Origin of the sequence: Hydrogenophaga sp., assembly GCF_041913525.1 — a bacterium.
Lineage (GTDB): Bacteria > Pseudomonadota > Gammaproteobacteria > Burkholderiales > Burkholderiaceae_C > Hydrogenophaga.
In genome coordinates, this window is record NZ_JAYSFD010000020.1 from 1 (window position 1) to 16036 (window position 16036).

General features: G+C 66.9%; 15 protein-coding genes and 1 pseudogene. 1 reads left to right on the plus strand and 15 read right to left on the minus strand.

All coding sequences use genetic code 11. From position 1 onward, the window contains the following. On the minus strand, positions 1-634 hold a 634-nt coding region (locus tag ACE3RQ_RS17710; RefSeq protein ID WP_374523404.1), incomplete at its 3' end, for a Fic family protein. Between ACE3RQ_RS17710 and ACE3RQ_RS17715 the strand changes: the two genes are divergently transcribed. Beyond that, on the plus strand, positions 633-860 hold the full coding sequence (locus tag ACE3RQ_RS17715) for a hypothetical protein (RefSeq protein WP_374523405.1): 228 nt from the start codon (positions 633-635) through the stop codon (positions 858-860). The genes ACE3RQ_RS17710 and ACE3RQ_RS17715 overlap by 2 nt on opposite strands. On the opposite strand, the gene ACE3RQ_RS17720 is transcribed toward ACE3RQ_RS17715, so the two are convergent. The 14 genes and pseudogenes from ACE3RQ_RS17720 to ACE3RQ_RS17785 form a co-directional block, all read right to left on the minus strand. Then, on the minus strand, positions 804-1799 hold the full coding sequence (locus ACE3RQ_RS17720) for a hypothetical protein (protein ID WP_374523406.1): 996 nt from the start codon (positions 1797-1799) through the stop codon (positions 804-806). The two genes, ACE3RQ_RS17715 and ACE3RQ_RS17720, sit on opposite strands and share 57 nt — an antisense overlap. Before the next feature lie 157 nt (positions 1800-1956). Further along, on the minus strand, positions 1957-3258 hold the full coding sequence (locus ACE3RQ_RS17725; protein ID WP_374523407.1) for a restriction endonuclease subunit S: 1302 nt from the start codon (positions 3256-3258) through the stop codon (positions 1957-1959). Next, on the minus strand, positions 3249-5681 hold the full coding sequence (locus ACE3RQ_RS17730; protein WP_374523408.1) for an N-6 DNA methylase: 2433 nt from the start codon (positions 5679-5681) through the stop codon (positions 3249-3251). The genes ACE3RQ_RS17725 and ACE3RQ_RS17730 overlap by 10 nt, the downstream gene beginning before the upstream one ends. A 114-nt stretch (positions 5682-5795) precedes the next feature. Continuing rightward, a complete protein-coding gene (locus ACE3RQ_RS17735; RefSeq protein ID WP_374523409.1) occupies positions 5796-6473 on the minus strand; it encodes an HAD hydrolase-like protein in 678 nt (225 codons plus the stop codon). Positions 6474-6502: 29 nt separating this feature from the next. After that, on the minus strand, positions 6503-7393 hold the full coding sequence (locus ACE3RQ_RS17740) for a class I SAM-dependent methyltransferase (protein WP_374523411.1): 891 nt from the start codon (positions 7391-7393) through the stop codon (positions 6503-6505). Between the two features lie 56 nt (positions 7394-7449). Next, positions 7450-8466, minus strand: a complete 1017-nt coding sequence (locus ACE3RQ_RS17745) for a MerR family transcriptional regulator (protein WP_374523412.1) — start codon at positions 8464-8466, stop codon at positions 7450-7452. Positions 8467-8644: 178 nt separating this feature from the next. Beyond that, the gene (locus ACE3RQ_RS17750; protein ID WP_374523413.1) at positions 8645-9832 is read right to left on the minus strand and encodes an AAA family ATPase; all 1188 of its coding nucleotides are present in this window, start codon (positions 9830-9832) and stop codon (positions 8645-8647) included. 210 nt (positions 9833-10042) lie between these two features. Beyond that, complete coding sequence (locus ACE3RQ_RS17755; protein WP_374523414.1) at positions 10043-11332, minus strand: TRAP transporter large permease; 1290 nt, start codon at positions 11330-11332, stop codon at positions 10043-10045. Beyond that, positions 11329-11829, minus strand: a complete 501-nt coding sequence (locus tag ACE3RQ_RS17760; protein WP_374523415.1) for a TRAP transporter small permease — start codon at positions 11827-11829, stop codon at positions 11329-11331. Before ACE3RQ_RS17760 ends, ACE3RQ_RS17755 begins: the two co-directional genes overlap by 4 nt. 42 nt (positions 11830-11871) lie before the next feature. Then, positions 11872-12987: an NAD(P)-dependent alcohol dehydrogenase gene (locus ACE3RQ_RS17765; RefSeq protein ID WP_374523416.1), complete on the minus strand. Its 1116-nt coding sequence runs from the start codon at positions 12985-12987 to the stop codon at positions 11872-11874. 13 nt (positions 12988-13000) lie between these two features. Next, positions 13001-14056 (minus strand): Rieske 2Fe-2S domain-containing protein, encoded by a 1056-nt coding sequence (locus ACE3RQ_RS17770; RefSeq protein WP_374523417.1) that lies wholly within the window; start codon positions 14054-14056, stop codon positions 13001-13003. An 88-nt stretch (positions 14057-14144) separates the two neighbouring features. Then, the gene (gene dctP, locus ACE3RQ_RS17775) at positions 14145-15161 is read right to left on the minus strand and encodes a TRAP transporter substrate-binding protein DctP (protein WP_374523418.1); all 1017 of its coding nucleotides are present in this window, start codon (positions 15159-15161) and stop codon (positions 14145-14147) included. A 76-nt stretch (positions 15162-15237) separates the two neighbouring features. After that, positions 15238-15300, minus strand: a pseudogene (locus ACE3RQ_RS17780) (hypothetical protein); the annotation flags it as partial. Further along, positions 15299-16036, minus strand: coding sequence for a sulfite exporter TauE/SafE family protein (locus tag ACE3RQ_RS17785; protein WP_374523419.1), 738 nt, complete (start codon positions 16034-16036; stop codon positions 15299-15301). The gene ACE3RQ_RS17785 and the pseudogene ACE3RQ_RS17780, both read right to left, overlap by 2 nt.

The window sequence follows — 16036 nt, forward strand, 5'->3', positions numbered from 1 at the left end:
TGATCAGCATGGCGTAGGTCAGCAGGCGCACCACGCGCCCATTGCCATTGCTGAATGGGTGCACCCAGGCAAACCGGTGGTGGGCCAGCGCGACCTTCATCAGGTCGTACTTGGGGGGATCGAGCCGGTTGATGAAGGCCACCAGTTCGGCCATGTAGCTGGGCACCTGCACCGGGTCTGGCGGCAAGTGTTCGGCCTGGGCAATTTGCACTGGCCCCGTGCGGTAGCTGCCCGGGGTGCGGTCGCCCTCGCGTTGAAGCCCGTCAACCGTGGTGGCGTGCAGGCCGCGAAGCAGGTGCTCGCTCAAGGCCGCACCGGGCTCCACCGCCGACTCCACCTGGCGCATGGCGGCTTCGATGTTGTCGATCTCGCGCAGGGCCTCCGAGCCTGTGGGGGCTGGCGCCACTTTGGCCTCGACATAGTCGGCCAGCGTCGTGTGGTTGCCCTCGATCCGGGCCGACGCCAAGCTCTCCAGCAGGTGGAAGACCTCCTTGAGCTGCAGGAAGACAGGGGGAGGGGTGCTTCCCCGGATCTCAAGCCGACGCAGGTGCTCCAGATCGGTCAGCACGTCGAGCAGCGGCGAGTCGAACCGGGGGTTCAGCAACTGCAGATCGTGGTGAAAAAACCGGGGCATGGCGATTCCAGATCTTGAATGGGGCTTGCATCATATCTTTAAAGATTTTGAAAAAGTTCTTTTAAGACATGGGCTTGCGGTGAATGGGTGGGAGAAAAAACTTGACTTCTCCCCCTTCGGCATCTTGACGCTGGCCTGCCAGCAAGTGCAAAAGCCGGCCGTCTGGACCTCAGATCAGGCGCGACTTCCGGTGCTGCCAGACCTTCAAGATGGCGCTTCGCTCTGATGCGGTGGCCAGGCGAGATCGGCCACCCGCTCGCAGGAAGTTCTCCAGTTGGCCCGCCACGGCGGCGCGAAACTCGTCCAGCGCCATCGGCTGCCAGGAAGGCAAGGTCGCGGTGGCCACTATGTGCTTGTCTTCGCCGCGCACTTTGCGGATGGCCACCACCCGCGCCCACGGCATCACGGTTTCCTGCCCGCTCGTTTTGTCGGTTAACCGGGCCAGCACCAGGTCCCCAATCTGGAGGTGGCTCGGTGCGCCTTGCCACGCAAACGTCTCGATCTCGGCCTTCACCGAGGCATCCACCCGGTTTTGTCCATCGGCCTCGGCCCGCTCGGCGGCGCGCTCTTCGGCATCGGAATAAGTGCCGGCGTACAGCCGCAGCAGGTGCAGCTTGGCCTCGTCTTGCGTGCGGTCGGCCGCTTGTGGTTTGCGTTTTGTCGGCGTGCCGGGGCGGGGCTCTCCCTGGAGGGGGTAGGCCGTGGGGGGCCGATAGGCCGCGGCCATCTCGGAGAGGAAGTGCTCGTCCACCTCTTCCAGGCAGTGCGATTCGACAAACTGCCAGGCCGCCTGCGCCAGGGCTTTGTCCGTGGTCCACACGCCCGCTTCCACCAAGCGGTCGCGGCTGGTCACCGATGCATTGCTGGAGCCGACGAAGGCCGACCTGCCGAACGCAAACACCTTCGCGTGCAGGGCTTGCAGGTTGAAGAGGCGAATGCCGCGTTTGTGCCAGGCCAGCAGGTCTTGGCCCGACACCTGCCCGGCGCGGGCAGACTGGAGATCGCAACGGGTGAGCACCCAGCTGCCTGGCGCCGGTTTGATCCACCGGCTGGCCCCCATGCCAACGAAGGGCACCGCGATGCGTGCCGGCTTCCCCGATTTCAGTGCCTGCTGGATGTGGTGCCAGATGGCGTCATCGGTCACCAGTGCGAATTTCTCGGCCACTTGCCGCCTCCTTCACTGCTTTTTGTTCACTGCCTTTTTTCGCTGTTTCTAGGCCCTCTTTCCGCAGGCCTTGTGCGCCGGGGCCCACTTTGGGTCGTTGGCCACCGCGCGCCGAACGCCAGGCACTCGGCCGCCTGAGCGCGCTGGCCGCCCGGCGTCACGCACTGGGCTCCACCAGGCGAATGCGGCCGGTCAGCAAGGCCTGGGCCATGGCTTGCTTGAGGGCGCGGGCTTTGGTGAGGTGGGCTTCGAGGGCGGTGATTTCGGTGTCCATGGCGGAGAGCGCCTCGGCGATCGCGTCCTGTTCAGGAATTGGCGGCAACACTATGGTGAAAGCTTTTAGCCAGTGGAATTCGATGCTCTCGACAGTAGTTCCTGATTTCAGGCACGTCGCCAGAATGCCTTCGCCCCAGAACGTCAACGCATGCAATAGGAACTCGGCGGTAACTTCATCGTTTGGCTGAATCGCCTTCAGATCTTGGTTTATCGCCATCGGTTTAAGCGTGATGCCGACTGGCAAGTACTTGCGAAGGATGCCGCTTCTCATCACTAGGACGACTGACTTCGGCGGTACGACCCTCGTCGTGCCATCCCGGATGGCAGCATTTGATACGGACTTCGCAGACTCGGAAAGCTGAGCAGCCTTCAGGTCGCCCGATGAAAGCCATGGCACCTCGGCAGGTGACCAGTAGTCGACTCTTGCCATTGACGGAGTCATACCGCCAGACCATCTTCCCAGCTTGCCAAGCGGCACTTGACGCCAAGCCCTAGTGTCCTGAAGTAAGCGACGCCTCCCGGTGAGCAGTTCCTGCATGGCGCCTTGCTTGATCTGGCGCTTCTTGGTCAGCAGTTGCTCCAGCGAGTCGATCAGGGCGTCGGCTCCCCCCAAAGTGTCAGCGATGGATTGCTGCTCGGTTTTGCTGTCGGGGATTGGCAAAAATACGTTGGAGAAATCCCGGCTGTAAATCGCTGCCACGCTGGTGGTTCCAGTCGCGATGGCTCGCAGAGCCGAAACGGAACGCGACGTGTTGAGAACATAGTTCATGTAGGCACTCGACCCGACTCGCTCAGGATCGAAGCACATCCGCATGATGTTTGAGTTGAAGTAGGCCTCCGGCAATTCGTCTCGCCAAATGGCAACTTTCCCGACGAGGTCTAGTGTGTTGCGGGTGTTGAACAGCACATCTCCTGCCTGGAGGCGGTCTCGTGCCGAGGGCGGTGTTGAGGTGTGGACGTACTCAACTTTTTCGCAGTCAATCTGGCCTCGCCCAAGATTCCCCATCTTGATCAGCGGCCATGCCGTTTCCGTCGCTCCGTTTTTGTAGTTGCCGCCTAGCTGCTTTGCAGTCAGCAAATCAGACAGAGGGATTGCAGACCAGTCGATTGGCAATGTGCCAACCTCTGTTTGATGCGTGTCGCCCCTATTCAAATAACGCGCGTTGGGCTCCTTCACTTCCATACAAACCCCATCTTCGCCAACTGTCCCGCCACCCGTGCCTCCATCTCCGCCACCTGCTGCGCCAGCTCGGGCATGGTGCGTCCGTAGCGCTCCGCCAGTTCCTTCACCCTCCCGGTGAGCGCCTGGCTCACGCGGTCCAGTTCGCCGTGCACGGCGGTGCCGAGCGCGGCCATCCACTTGTGGTCCACCACCAGGGCCTTCACTTCGTCGGGCGTGAGCGTGGCGTAGCGGGCCAGGGCCTTGGCGTCGAGCTCGGCGTCCAGCGTTTTGATGCGCTTCTTGAGGGTGGCGGCCTGGTCTGACAGGGTGAGCCACTGTTTCAACACGGCCAGCTCATCGGCCGTGTCCGCATCCTTGCCAATCTCCTTGATTCGCGCCTTCACTTCCTTGTCGTTGATCTTGTCGAGGCAGCCGAAGGCGGCTTCTTCGCCGCTGTGTTCTTCTTCCAGCTCGGCCTGCGCGGCCAGGGTGCGGTCCAGCTCGGCGGCCAGTTGGTCCAGCTGGGCCTGTTCGGCGGCGAAGTGGTGCTGCACCAGCAGGGTCTTGGGCACGAGGTCGCAGGCCCAGCCTTTGTCCAAGGTTTTGCCGGGTGTGCCGTCTTTGTTCTTTCTGGTCTCCAGCACGCGGTAGGGCTCGGCTTTCCAGCCGTCTTCGGCAATGAGGTAGGCGTCGTCTTGCAGGGTGGTGGCGCAGTAGTCCATGAAGTGCTGGTACACGGCGTAGGGGTCCAGCAGGTTGCAGCCTTGGGGTGGGTGCTCGTAGTGGTCCAGCAGGCCCTCGGCCACGTCGGTCAGCAGCTCTTTGGGGTGGAAGCCGGGCTCCAGGGCCTTCAGGTACGGGGTCACTTCCGTGCGCCAAGCCTCGAAGTGGGCGGCCATGGTGCGGGTGAAGGCCTGGAACTCGGGGTGCTGGTGGATGGCGGCTTTGATGCCGGCGGGCGGCACGGTCAGGTCCAGGTAGCCGGGGCGGCGTGGCTGGAACAGGGCGTCCTTCAGCTGGGGGCAGACGGCCCAGTAGCGGCCCAGCGTGTCGGGGGCCAGCACGTCGGCTTCAGGGATGCCGCCGTTGAGGTGGGCGTCAATGTCTTGCGGGTCTTCGGGTGTGCTGCTGTCGATGTAGCGCGGCAGGTTGAGGTTGAAGTCGTTCTTCTCGATCTCGTCCAGGCCCACCAGGCGGGCGTAGCGCGGGTGGCTGCTGTCTTGGCGCTTGAAGGTGTCCACGATGCGGTGGATGTCGCGCTCGCGCAGGCGGTTCTTGGCGCCGTCTTTCAGGAAGCCCTGGGCGGCGTCGATCATGAAGATGCCCCGGCGCGCGGCGGCGCCGGCTTTGTCGATCACGATGATGCAGGCCGGAATGCCGGTGCCGTAGAACAAGTTGGCCGGCAGGCCGATGATGGCCTGTATCAGCCCGCGCCGCACCAGGCTCTTGCGGATGTCGGCCTCGGCGTTGCCGCGAAAGAGCACGCCGTGCGGCAGGATGCAGGCGGCCCTGCCCGTGCTCTTGAGCGAGCGCACGATGTGCAGCAGGTAGGCGTAGTCGCCCTGTTTGTCGGGCGGCGTGCCAAAGCCCGTGAACCGCCCGTGTGGGTCGCCGCTCAGGCCGGTGCTCCAGCGCTTGTCTGAAAACGGCGGGTTGGCCACCACGTAGTCGAAGGTCTTGAGCTGGTCGCCGTCCAGAAACTTCGGGTCGGCCAGGGTGTTGCCTTGCTCGATCACCGCCCCCGGGTTGTGGTGCAGGATCATGTTCATGCGGGCCAGGCCGCTGGTGACCTCTTCTTTTTCCTGGCCGTACAGGGTCAGGGGGGTGGGGGCGGCCTCGGCCACTTTCAGCAGCAGCGACCCCGACCCGCAGGTGGGGTCGTACACGGTGGTGTCGGGGCTGGTGGGGGCGCTGGCAATGCCCAGCACCTGGGCCATCACCCGGCTCACTTCGGCCGGCGTGTAGAACTGGCCTTTGCTCTTGCCACTCTCGGTGGCGAAGTGGCGCATGAGGTATTCGTAGGCGTCGCCGAGGATGTCGTCGCCATCGGCGCGGTGGCGGGAAAAGTCCAGGTCTTTTGACTCGAAGATGCCAATCAGGTTGGTGAGTTTCTCAACCTTCTCTTTGCCCTGGCCCAGCAGGGCGTCGTCGTTGAAGTCGGCCTTGATGCGCAGGCGGTTGGCTTCTTCCAGCGGGCGAATGATCTTTTTGTTGATCTGGTCGCCGATGTCGCTCTTGCCCTTGAGCGCCACCATGTCGGCAAAGCTGGCGCCCGGGGGAATCTGGATGGGGGCAAATGGCTGGTCGGCGTATTTGTCGCTGATGTATTTGATGAACAGCAGCACCAGCACGTAGTCTTTGTATTGGCTGGCGTCCATGCCTCCGCGGAGTTCGTCGCAGGAGGCCCAGAGCTTGGCGTAGAGATCGGACTTCTTGATGGGCATTCTGGGGTGTTCGTGGTCGGTGCCAACGGCTCAATGGCCGGCAGACCACGGCGGGAGTTCGGGTAAATGGGTCGCTGGCGATTTTGTCCCGACAGCGCCGAGGCCTGCGGGACGTTAACCGCGCAGCATAGCGGCGTCGCGGGGTATGCCGCTGCCCGCCAGCCAGCTCAGTTCCTCGACAGCGTTGAACCACCACTGTGGGTGCGCCCGCGCCAGGGCCGAGGGCGCGCCGTAGCCCCAGCTCACCGCCCCGAAGGCCAGGCCGGCGGCGCGGGCCGCGTCGGCGTCGGTGAGTTGGTCGCCCACGTAGATGGCCTGGTGGGGTGGCACGTGCAGGCGGCGTAGCACGCGCTGCAGGCGGGTGCGTTTGCCGAACAGTGACGCACCGCCATCGATGCAGGCCATGCGCTGGCACAACTCGGGGCCGAGCAGGCGCCGGCAGTTGTCGGTCGAGTTCGAGCTGACCACAGCCAGCCGAAGCCCTTGCGCGTGCAGGTGCCGCAGCGCCTGGTCGGTGCCGGGGAACAGGCGCAGCCCGCCACCGGTGTCTCGCATCAGGCGCACGAAGTCGCGCGCCACCCAGGGCAGGCGCCACCGGGCCAGCCCGACCAGGGCCATGATCTCGCGCGGTGGGCAATGCCGCCACGCCGCCGCTTCGTGCGGGGCGATGGGCCGCAGGCGGTGCTTGGGGGCAAGGCGGTTGTGGGCTTGCACGAAGAAGTCGAACGAGTCCACCAGGGTGCCGTCGAGGTCGAAGACCACCAGTTCGTAGCGCCGGGCCCTGACGGGCATGGGCAGCGGCACGAGCGCATGGTCTGCCCTCATCGCACCTTCACCGCGCTGAGGTAGCGGAACCCCCCGCCCGCGATTTGCAGGCCGTCGCGGCGCTTGGCCAGGTAGCGGGTGTTCAGCTCGGCGGGGCCCAGGTCTTCTTCCACGTCAAAGCCGGCACTGGCCAGCAGTTGCTTCATCTGCTCGGGGGTGCTGGCCGAGCGCCAGGGTTCGCCGCCGGCGGCCATCATGTGGGCGGTGAATTGCATCATGGTGCGCTCGATGGGGTTCAGGCACGACTCGTCGAGGCGGTAGTCCAGCACCAGCGACGAGCCCACGGGCAGGGTGCCCAGGGCCATCGCTTCGCGCGCCACCACGGCGGGGTCGAGGTACACCCACACGCCCAGGATGGACACGGCCATGGGGGCGCCGAGGCGGGCGCCAGCGCTGGCCAGCGCGTCGGCGGCCGAGGTGTCGCGCAGGTCGGCGGGCACCCAGTGCAGGCTGGCGGGTGTGGCCCAGCGGTTCTCGGCGTGGCGCTGCTGTTTCCAGGCTTGCATGGCGGGCTGGTCGAGTTCGAACACGTCAACGCTGGGCAGGGCTTGCGCGGCGCGCAGGGCCCAGGTGTCGAGGCCGGCGCCCACGATGGCGTATTGCCGGCCACCGGCGGCGATGGCGCGCAGCAAGCGGTCTTCGGCGAAGCGCGACCGGGCCACGATGCCCGCGCGCAGGGACCGGTTGCTCACGTCGTTGTGGGCGTCGGGGTCGAGCATGAGGGCCGCCGCACTGGCGGGCCCCAGGCTGCCCAGGGCGAAGGGGTCGTCCAGCACGCGCGCCTGATCCAGCAACTGGTGCAGGGCGCGGGCGGTGGCCACGCGAAAGGCCGAGGGGCTGGGGCAGGGGGTTGAAGTGGAGGTTGAAGAGGGGGTGAGGGATGACATGGGCGGGTGCTCCGTGGAAGAAAACCCGCACTCTCAAGCCTCACGTGGGGTGAGGGTCAAGGGCTGGGCGGCGCGAGGTAGGCGCGCAGCTCGGGGCCCACGAAGTGGCCGTGCGCCAGGAGGGGCTCGGCGGCATAGGCCTGGCGCATCTTCTCGGCCAGGGTAGCGTCGTGTCGCACGGTGCGCGCCAGCAGGTCAAGGTAGCGCTCGCGCAGCGCCTGCGCGGCCGGCGCGTCCGGTGGTGTGCCGCGGGCCATGAGCGCCTGACCGTCGTCAGCGAAGCGCGCCCACTCGGGGCCGAGCGAGCCGTCGAGCCGGGCGAGGTCGTCGTCGCTCAGGTGCCGGCGCAGCGCGGCCAGGCGCGCGCCAATGGCCTGCTCCAGGTAGGCCAGCAGGGCGGGGTCGAGCCCGGCATGTGTGGCGGTGTCAGGTGCCTGGTGGTGCATCTGGGCCCACTGCAGCACGGTGCGAAGCTGCCCGCCAAACACCGCCATGGCCACGTTCATCCATTGCTGCGCCAGGCGCTGCACCTCGGGTGTGTCCACCGGCGCCCCGCTGGCCTGAAGGCGGGCCAGTTCGGTGGCCAGCGGCGTCCATTGGCGGCGGGCCTGGCGCCAGCGGGTGAGCAGTTGGCGCACACCGCTGCCCGGCAGGAAGCGCTGGTAGGTGGCCACGAGTTGCATGGCGGCCAGCAGGGCGTCGGTGTGGTGTTCGGTACCCCCGTGGGCCAGCGTGTCGCGCAAGAGCGTGAGGCTTTCTTTGAGGGCTCGGGCCTGTTCGATGGCCTGCTCGGCCTGCGCGATCTGGCGATCGACCAGCTCAAGCGGCGCCATGCCGTCGCCTGCCAGCGCCTTGGCGATGGCGTCCAGGCCCAGCCCGAGTTGCTTGAGCGCTTGCGCGGCGTGCAGGCGCTCGATGTCGCGAGCGTGGTAAAGCCGGTAGCCCGCGTCGCTTCTGGCGCTGGGGCACACCAGGCCGATGGTGTCGTAATGGTGCAAGGTGCGCACCGTCATACCGGTGCGGCGGGCGACTTCGCCGACCGTCAGGTGCAGGGGGGTGGGGCGGGGTGTCATGGGGCGATCGGGTGGCTTGAGGGTGTCGACCTTCTGCGGATCGGCGCGCCTGCGCTCGAAGTGGTATGCGCCGGGCGACCTGCCTTACCGGAGCGTTGGCCTGGGCAGCACCAAATGGACGCCCTAGATCATCAGCGGCATGTTCTTGAGACTTTCTGATCTTGCCGTCTCGCGACGTTCAATCGTCGTTCAGTGCCAACGTGCCCTGTAGCGAGGCGGGCGGCCACTGGGCCGCCGCCGCCCGTGCCTCGTACCAGCGGTGCATGGCCGCGTCCTCCACGGCGTACTCTCCGCGCGCCGATTTCCACACCAGGGCAGGCGTGCGCTGCCGCAGGGATTCCAATGCCTTTTGTGCTTGCTGCACGCTCACCGGGCGCCCCAACTTCTCGCGATAGAAGCGCAGGGCCTCGGCGTCGTACGGGCGAAAACGCGGCCCCTGGTCCAGCATGCGCCACAGCACCACCTGCTCGGTGGGTTTGAGGCCCAGGTAATCGGACTCCATCTGGGCCTCATCCTGTGCCTGCTGGTCCCGCGCCGCCTGTTGCAGCGCAGGCTCGAAGCGCCCTGTGTGCCCCGCCAGCGGGCTGAGCACCGCTCCCATGGCCGCCATGAAAAATTGCGGCCGGTAGCCAAAGGCGGCAAACGCTTCCTGCAACGCGCCTCGGTCCACCGGCACCAGATCGGGCCGCTGTGCCTCCACCAGCCCGGCCACGTGGGCAATGAAATCGGTGTCCAGCGGTGGCAGCGACTGGATTTGCGAGCCGTAGAACGGCGCCCCCGCGTTGACTACCAGGCGCAACAGCTTGTCACGGTCTGAACCCGACATCACCAGCATCAGGTTCACGCGGCCCGGCTGGTTCATCTGGTCGCGCGCCGATTTCAGCGCCGTCATCGTCACTTCGCCCGCCTCGCTTGTCAGGGCGTGCTGGGCCTCGTCAATGATCAGCGCCACCGGCTTGCCTGCCGCCTGATGCAGGCTGCGCAACGCGTCCACCAGGGTCAGGCCGTCGACTTGGCCTATCTTGCTGGTGTCGATGTCCAGGGCTCCCGCCACCTTCACGCCTTTCACGCCAGCCTTTTTGGCGGCGCGGGCCACTAGCCCCAGGTGCGCCTGCAAGGCCTGGGCAATGACTTCGGCAATCAGGGCGCCCGGGTCGCGGCGGGTGTCGGCCCACAGGTCCACGTACACCACCTCCACGCCAGCCTGCTGCAGCGCGGGTGCCAGATCTCCTTGCAAAAACGTGCTTTTGCCGGTGCGGCGCGGCGCGGCCAGGAACAGGCCGTTGTGTGCATCGCCCAGCAGCGCTTTGCCCTGCAATGCCTGCACCAGCTGTTGCGCCAGTGCGGTGCGGTGGTACGCGATCATGCGACTACCTCTTTTTATCCGGAATTTAGATATTTTATCTTTTTTCGGATAAATACAGATAGTTGTCGTGACCGGTGCCGCCACCCAAGCGCAAGGCTGAATGACTGTGACGCTCATCCACAGGCCTGCGCATCGTCGCAGACCCCGATAAATGCAAAACGCCGCCTCCCGCGGTGGCGGGGGCGGCGTTCGGGCGAGATCGGGCGGCCCTCAGAACCAGCGCAGCGACACCAGCGCGATGTCGGGCCAGGCGATGAGCAGGCCCACGGCCACGAGGTTGGCCACCACGAAGGGCATGACGCCGCGGAAGATGGTGGAGAGCTTCACCTCGGGCAGCAGGGTCTTGACGGTGAAGACGTTCATGCCCACGGGCGGGGTGAGCATGCCCACCTCGATCATCATCACCACGAAGATGCCGAACCACACCGGGTTCACGCCCATGTCCACCGCCACGGCGGTGAAGATGGGGGCGGTCAGCAGCAGCAGGCCCATGGCTTCCATCAGGGCGCCGAGCACCAGGTAGATGAGCACCATGGCTAGCAGCACGCCAGTCACCGAGAAGCCGCTGCCTTGAATCCACTCCACGAGCTGGTTGGTCAGGCCGGTGAGGGTGATGAAGTTGGCAAACACCAGCGCCCCGAACACGATGGCGAAGATCATGGCGGTGGTGGCGGCGGTTTCTTTCAGGCAGTCCACCAGGCCGGCGAAGCTGAGCTTGCGGCGGGCCAGGGCGATCAGCAGGGCGCCGGTGGCGCCCATGCCGGCGCACTCGGTGGCGGTGAACACGCCGCCGTAGAGGCCGCCCATCACGAAGCCGAACAGCAGCAGGGTGGACCACACGCCCTTGAGGGCCACGAAGCGCTGCTTGAGCGGCACCTTCTCGCCGCGCGGGCCCAGGCCGGGGTTCATCAGCATCACCACCCACACCGCGCCCAGGAACAGCAGCAGCAAGAGGATGCCGGGCACGATGGTGGCGATGAAGAGCTGGCGGATGTCGGTCTCGGTGAGCAGGCCGAAGATCACCAGCGGCACCGAGGGCGGTATCAGCACACCCAGCACCCCGCCCGAGGCCACGGCCCCGGTGGAGAGGCGGTCGTGGTAGCCCAGGCGGCGCATGGGGGGCATGGCCACCTTGGTCATGGTGGCGGCGGTGGCGATGGAACTGCCCGAGATGGCGGCGAACAGGCCGCAGGCGGCCAGGGTGGCGTGGGCCAGGCCGCCCTTGAGGTGGCCGAGCCAGGCGTTGGCGGCGTCGTACAGCTCGCCGCTGATGTCGGCCTTGTGCACGAACAGGCCCATGAGGATGAACATGGGCAGCACCGACATGCCGTAGTTGGCCGAGGCGTCCACCACGATCTGGCCCAACATGTGCAGGGCCGGGTCAAAGCCGCGCACGGCGGCGTAGCCGCCCACGCCGGCCAGCAGCATGGCAAAGGCCAGGGGAACGCCGGCGAAGGCCAGCACGAAAACGGCAATGAAGCCAATGATGGCGGCGGTCATGCGGCCTCTCCTGCTTGGCGAAGGGTCGCCGCGATCAACATGAGCACCACCAGCACGGAGATGCCCGCGAAGGCCGCCAGCGCAAAGCTCAGCGGCGCCTGGGGCAAGCCCAGCACGATGGTGGAGGTGCCGGCCTCCAGGTCTTCGGTGCCTTGCACCCACAGGCGCCAGGTCATCAGGCCCAGGGCCAGGGCGCTGAGGGCGTCGCACAGCACCAGCTTGAAACGCTTGGCCGTGCCGCGCACCAGGCCGTCGATCAGGCTCACGCTCACGTGGCCGCGCGATCGCGTCACCAGCGGCAGCGCGGTGAAGATCACCAGGGCCATGGCGTATTCGATCAGCTCCACGCTGCCGCGCAAGGGCGAAGAAAACACGTAGCGGCCCAGCACGTCGGCAAACGTGAGGACCACGATCAGCGCCACTGGCAGCGCGCTGAGCCCGCCCAGCAGGCGGTCCAGCGCGTGCGCCCTTGGCGCGGGCTTGGGGTTGTCGTTCATGGTGAAGAGGCCTTCCAGAAAAGACGGGGTGGCGATGGGCGTTCAGCGCGGCATGCGCAGCACGGGCTTGACGGTCAGGCCAGCCAGCGAGTCGGCGATGGCGTCGTTGATGGACTCGAAGGTGTAGATTTTCATGAGCTTCTCGAAGGGGAAACGGCCTTGTGCCTGCAGGCGCAGCAGGTGGGTAATGAAGGTGTCGGCGTTGGTGTCGCCCTCCACGATGCCGCGCAGCGTTTTGCCGTTGAGCATCATGTCCCGCACGTCCACCTCCAGCGTGGCGCCCACGGGCGCACCGCCCACGAAGCCGCAGCGGCCCAGCGGGCCCAGGCAGTCCAGGGCCTGGCGCAGCACGGCGCTCACGGCGGTGGTGTCCAGGCTGCAGTCGGCGCCGCCGCCGGTGATTTCACGAATGCTGGCCACCACGTCGGTGCTGCCGTCGGCCAGCAGGGTGTGGGTGGCGCCCAGCTCACGGGCCAGGGCCAGGCGCTCGGGCACGCGGTCCACCGCGATCAGGGTGCCCGCGCCCACGGCGCGCGCCGCCATGAGGCCGGCCATGCCCACGGCGCCGGCGCCAAACACCACCACCGATTCGCCCAGTTGCGGCCTGAGCACATTGATCACCGCGCCCGCGCCGGTCTGGATGCCGCAGCCCAGGGGGCCGAGCAGTTCCAGCAAGTGGTCAGGTACCCAGTCGGGCACCTTCACCACGTTGTGCTCGGTGCACAGGCAGTGGGTGGCGAAGGACGACTGGCCGAAGAAGTGGTGGCGCACGGGCTGGCCCCGGCGCGACAGGGCGGTGCTGCCGTCGCGCCGCTGGCCCAGGAAGTTGGTGCCGAAGAAGTACTGGCAGTAGCTGGGCGCGTGGCGCTGGCAACTGGGGCACTCGCCGCAGAAGTTGTAGCTCAGCACCACGCGGTCGCCCACCTTCACCTTGGTCACCGAGCGGCCCACCGATTCGACCACGCCCGCGCCTTCGTGGCCGAGCACGATGGGCTGGTCCACCGGGAAGGGGCGGCCGATCACCGAGATGTCGGTGTGGCACACGCCGGTGGCCACCACGCGCACGCGAATTTCGCGGTCGCGCGGGGCCTCCAGCTCAAGGGTTTCAATGCGAAGCGGCGCCTTGGGGGCGTCGAGAACAGCGGCTTGAACTTGCATGGCTGGGGTGCCGTCAGGCGGTCTGGGCGATGGGGATGGTGCGGGCCGCCGGGGCCTCGGCCGCCTCTTGTTCCAACAGGCGGTCGATCATGTAACGCACGCGGCCCAGGGCGGCGTCGTTGCGCACCGAGCGCATCTTGGCGTCGGGCTGGCTGTTGATCACCTGCTGCTGCGCCTCGATCACCCAGCGGTCTTCGGCGAAGGCGGTGGCGATGCCCTGGCCCACCTTCTCGATCATGCTGGCGTCGTCGTGCGGGAACTGGCAGGGCTGCACCCAGAAGTAGTGGGTGGTCTGCTCGGTCTCGGGCGTGAGCAGCGAGAAGTGGCGCAGGTGCAGCGCGCCGGCGCGCTCGTGCGGCTCGCCCTCGCCCAGGGGCGCGGTGCCGGCCCAGTTCTCGAACACCGAGGGCAGCCACCAGACCTGGCGGTTCCAGAAATCGACCTTGCCGGTGAACTTGCCCGCCATGCCGTGCAGGGGCGAGGGCTCGCAGTCGCGGATCACGCGGTTCAGGCGGATGCCGCGCTCAAAGGGCGTGATCTCCGGGCGCGCGTTGGGGAAGGCGTTGTTGGCCAGCGTGGTGCGGTGCACGAAGGTGAGGTGGGTGAAGTCCAGCAGGTTGTCGGCGATGAGCTGGTAGTTGGCCTGGTAGTGGATGTAGCCACTCGCGGTGGGCCAGCCGGGGGCGCCGTTCCAGTGCACGTCGACGATGTCGTCGGGGTTGGCGCGCGCGGGGTCGCCCATCCAGATCCAGAGCAGGCCGTGGCGCTCCACCAGGGGGAAGCGGCGCACGCACATGCCGGGGGGAATTTGCTCTTGCCCGGGAATTTCCACGCAGGCACCGGCGGCGTTGAACACCATGCCGTGGTAGCGGCAGCGGATGCCGGCGTCCTCCACGTCGCCCAGCGAGAGCGGGGCCAGGCGGTGGCAGCAGCGGTCTTCCAGGGCCACGGCGTGGCCGTCGTGGGTGCGGAACAGCACCACCTTTTCGTTCAGGAAGGTGCGGGCCAGTGGCTTGCGCGAGCAGTCCGTGGCCATCCCTGCCACGTACCAGGCATTTTTCACAAACATGGGGGGCTCCTTGGGGAAGGAACGGGCCGCGCGGAGGCGGCCCGTGGGGGGCGGCCCGGATGGCCCGGGCGATGCGAACCGCAGTGGCTTAGCGGTTGGCGGCGGCCTGGGCGCGGTAGAAGTCGAGCGCTTCCTGCCCGTTCACGCCACGGCTGCTGGCGTCTTTCAGCCAGGCCTGGGTGATGGGGGTGGCCAGGGTTTGCAGCTCTTTCACGAAGGCGTCGTTGGCCATGTGGAACTTGATGCCCTTGGCCGCGGCCTCGCCACGCACCTTGGTTTCCAGGTCGTCGTACTGCTTCATGCCCTGGGCGAAGGCCTCGCCGCTGATCGACTCGATCGCCTTGCGGTCTTTCTCGGACAGGGCGGCCCAGCGCTTCTTGTTCATGAACAGCACGAAGGAGGGCGCGGTGAGGTTGCCGGGGATGTCGGTCACGTCGGTGGCGTACGACAGGGTCTTCAGGCCCTCGGCGTCAGAGGTGGAGTAGCCCACGAAGGCGTCCACGGTCTTGCCCGAGACGATCTCGTAGCTGCGGGCAGCGGGCGCGGCCACCACGCCGGCGCCAGCGCTCTCCACCATGGCGGAGGGCACGCCGGGCAGGGCATAGACCTTGCGGCCCTTGAGCTTGTCCATGCCGTCGATGGGGCCCTTCATGCCGAACATCACCGCCGGCGGCAGCACGAACAGGGCCAGCACCTGCACCTCGCCCAGCTCATTGGCCTTGGCGAAGTGCTTCTGGTAGGTGCGCCACAGCGCCACCGAGCTGCCGCGCGCCGTGGTGTTCACGAAAGGCAGTTGCGCGATCTGGTTGAGCTTGACCTGGTCGGTCAGCAGGCCGTGGAACTGGTAGGCGATGTCGAACACGCCCTTGTTCACGCTGGCCAGTTGCTGCTGCGGCGCGGCCAGGCTGGAAGGCGCCACGTCCACCTTCACGCGGCCTTCGGTGACCTGGGCGATCTTCTCGGCCCAGGGCTTGACGACCATCTTGGTCACGGGGTGCTGCGGCGCCAGAAAGCTGTTGAGCAGCAGGGTGTTGCTTTGGGCCTGGGAGGCCAGGGGCAGCGCGGCGATCAGGGCGGCGGTGCAAAGGCGGCGGCGGAAATTCATGTTTGTCTCCAGTGTTATCGAGGCCGGTGGGCATGATAGGGAGGCCCCAGTGCCAGAGACAAATCGGTTTTTGCGGTCATTGATCGGAAACGCAGATAAGCGTTAACCCTAGAATGGCCGCCAGTGCCCAGCCGGGTTCACCGCCAGAGGTGCTGGGTGAGCGACAGGCCGCTGGCGATCAGCAACACGGCCATGGCGCGGCGCATGGCCGGGGGCGGTATGTGCCGGGCCAGGCGGTTGCCCAGCACCACGCCCATGAAGGCGATGGGCAGGGCCACCAGCCAGCGCTCAAAGGTGTGGGCGCGGTCGATCTGGCCCGCCCCGAACAGCACCGCGATGGCGATGGAGGCAGCCACCACCATCACCACCGGCACGGTGGCGCGAATCTCGGCCACCTCGCGCAGGCGGCGCTGCAGCAGGGCAATGACCATGGGGCCGGCGGTGGCGAACATCACCTCCAGCACGCCCACCAGGCCGCTGCCGGCGTGGTGCGTCCAGCCGGGCAGGGCGCGCGCGGCCTGCTGGCCGTGGCGCAGGGTGCGCCAGCCCACCCAGGTGATGTACAGGCCCAGCAGGAACAGCGGCCAGCGCTTGTCGAGCTGCCCCATCAGCCACAGGCCGATCAAGGCGCCCACCGCCATGCCGGGCAGCATGGCCCCGATGGCGCGCCAGCGCACCTGGCGGAAGTTCAGGCCGCCGTGCAGCATCGAGGCCGGCACGTCCAGCAGGATCACCAGGGCCACCACCTCGGGCAGCGGCCAGATCCAGGCCAGCAGCGGCACCGCCACCAGGGCCGAGCCAAAGCCGGTGATGCCCATCACCGCATAAGCCGCCAGCAGCACGCTGGCGGGGTACAGCCATTCTTGCCAGCCCAT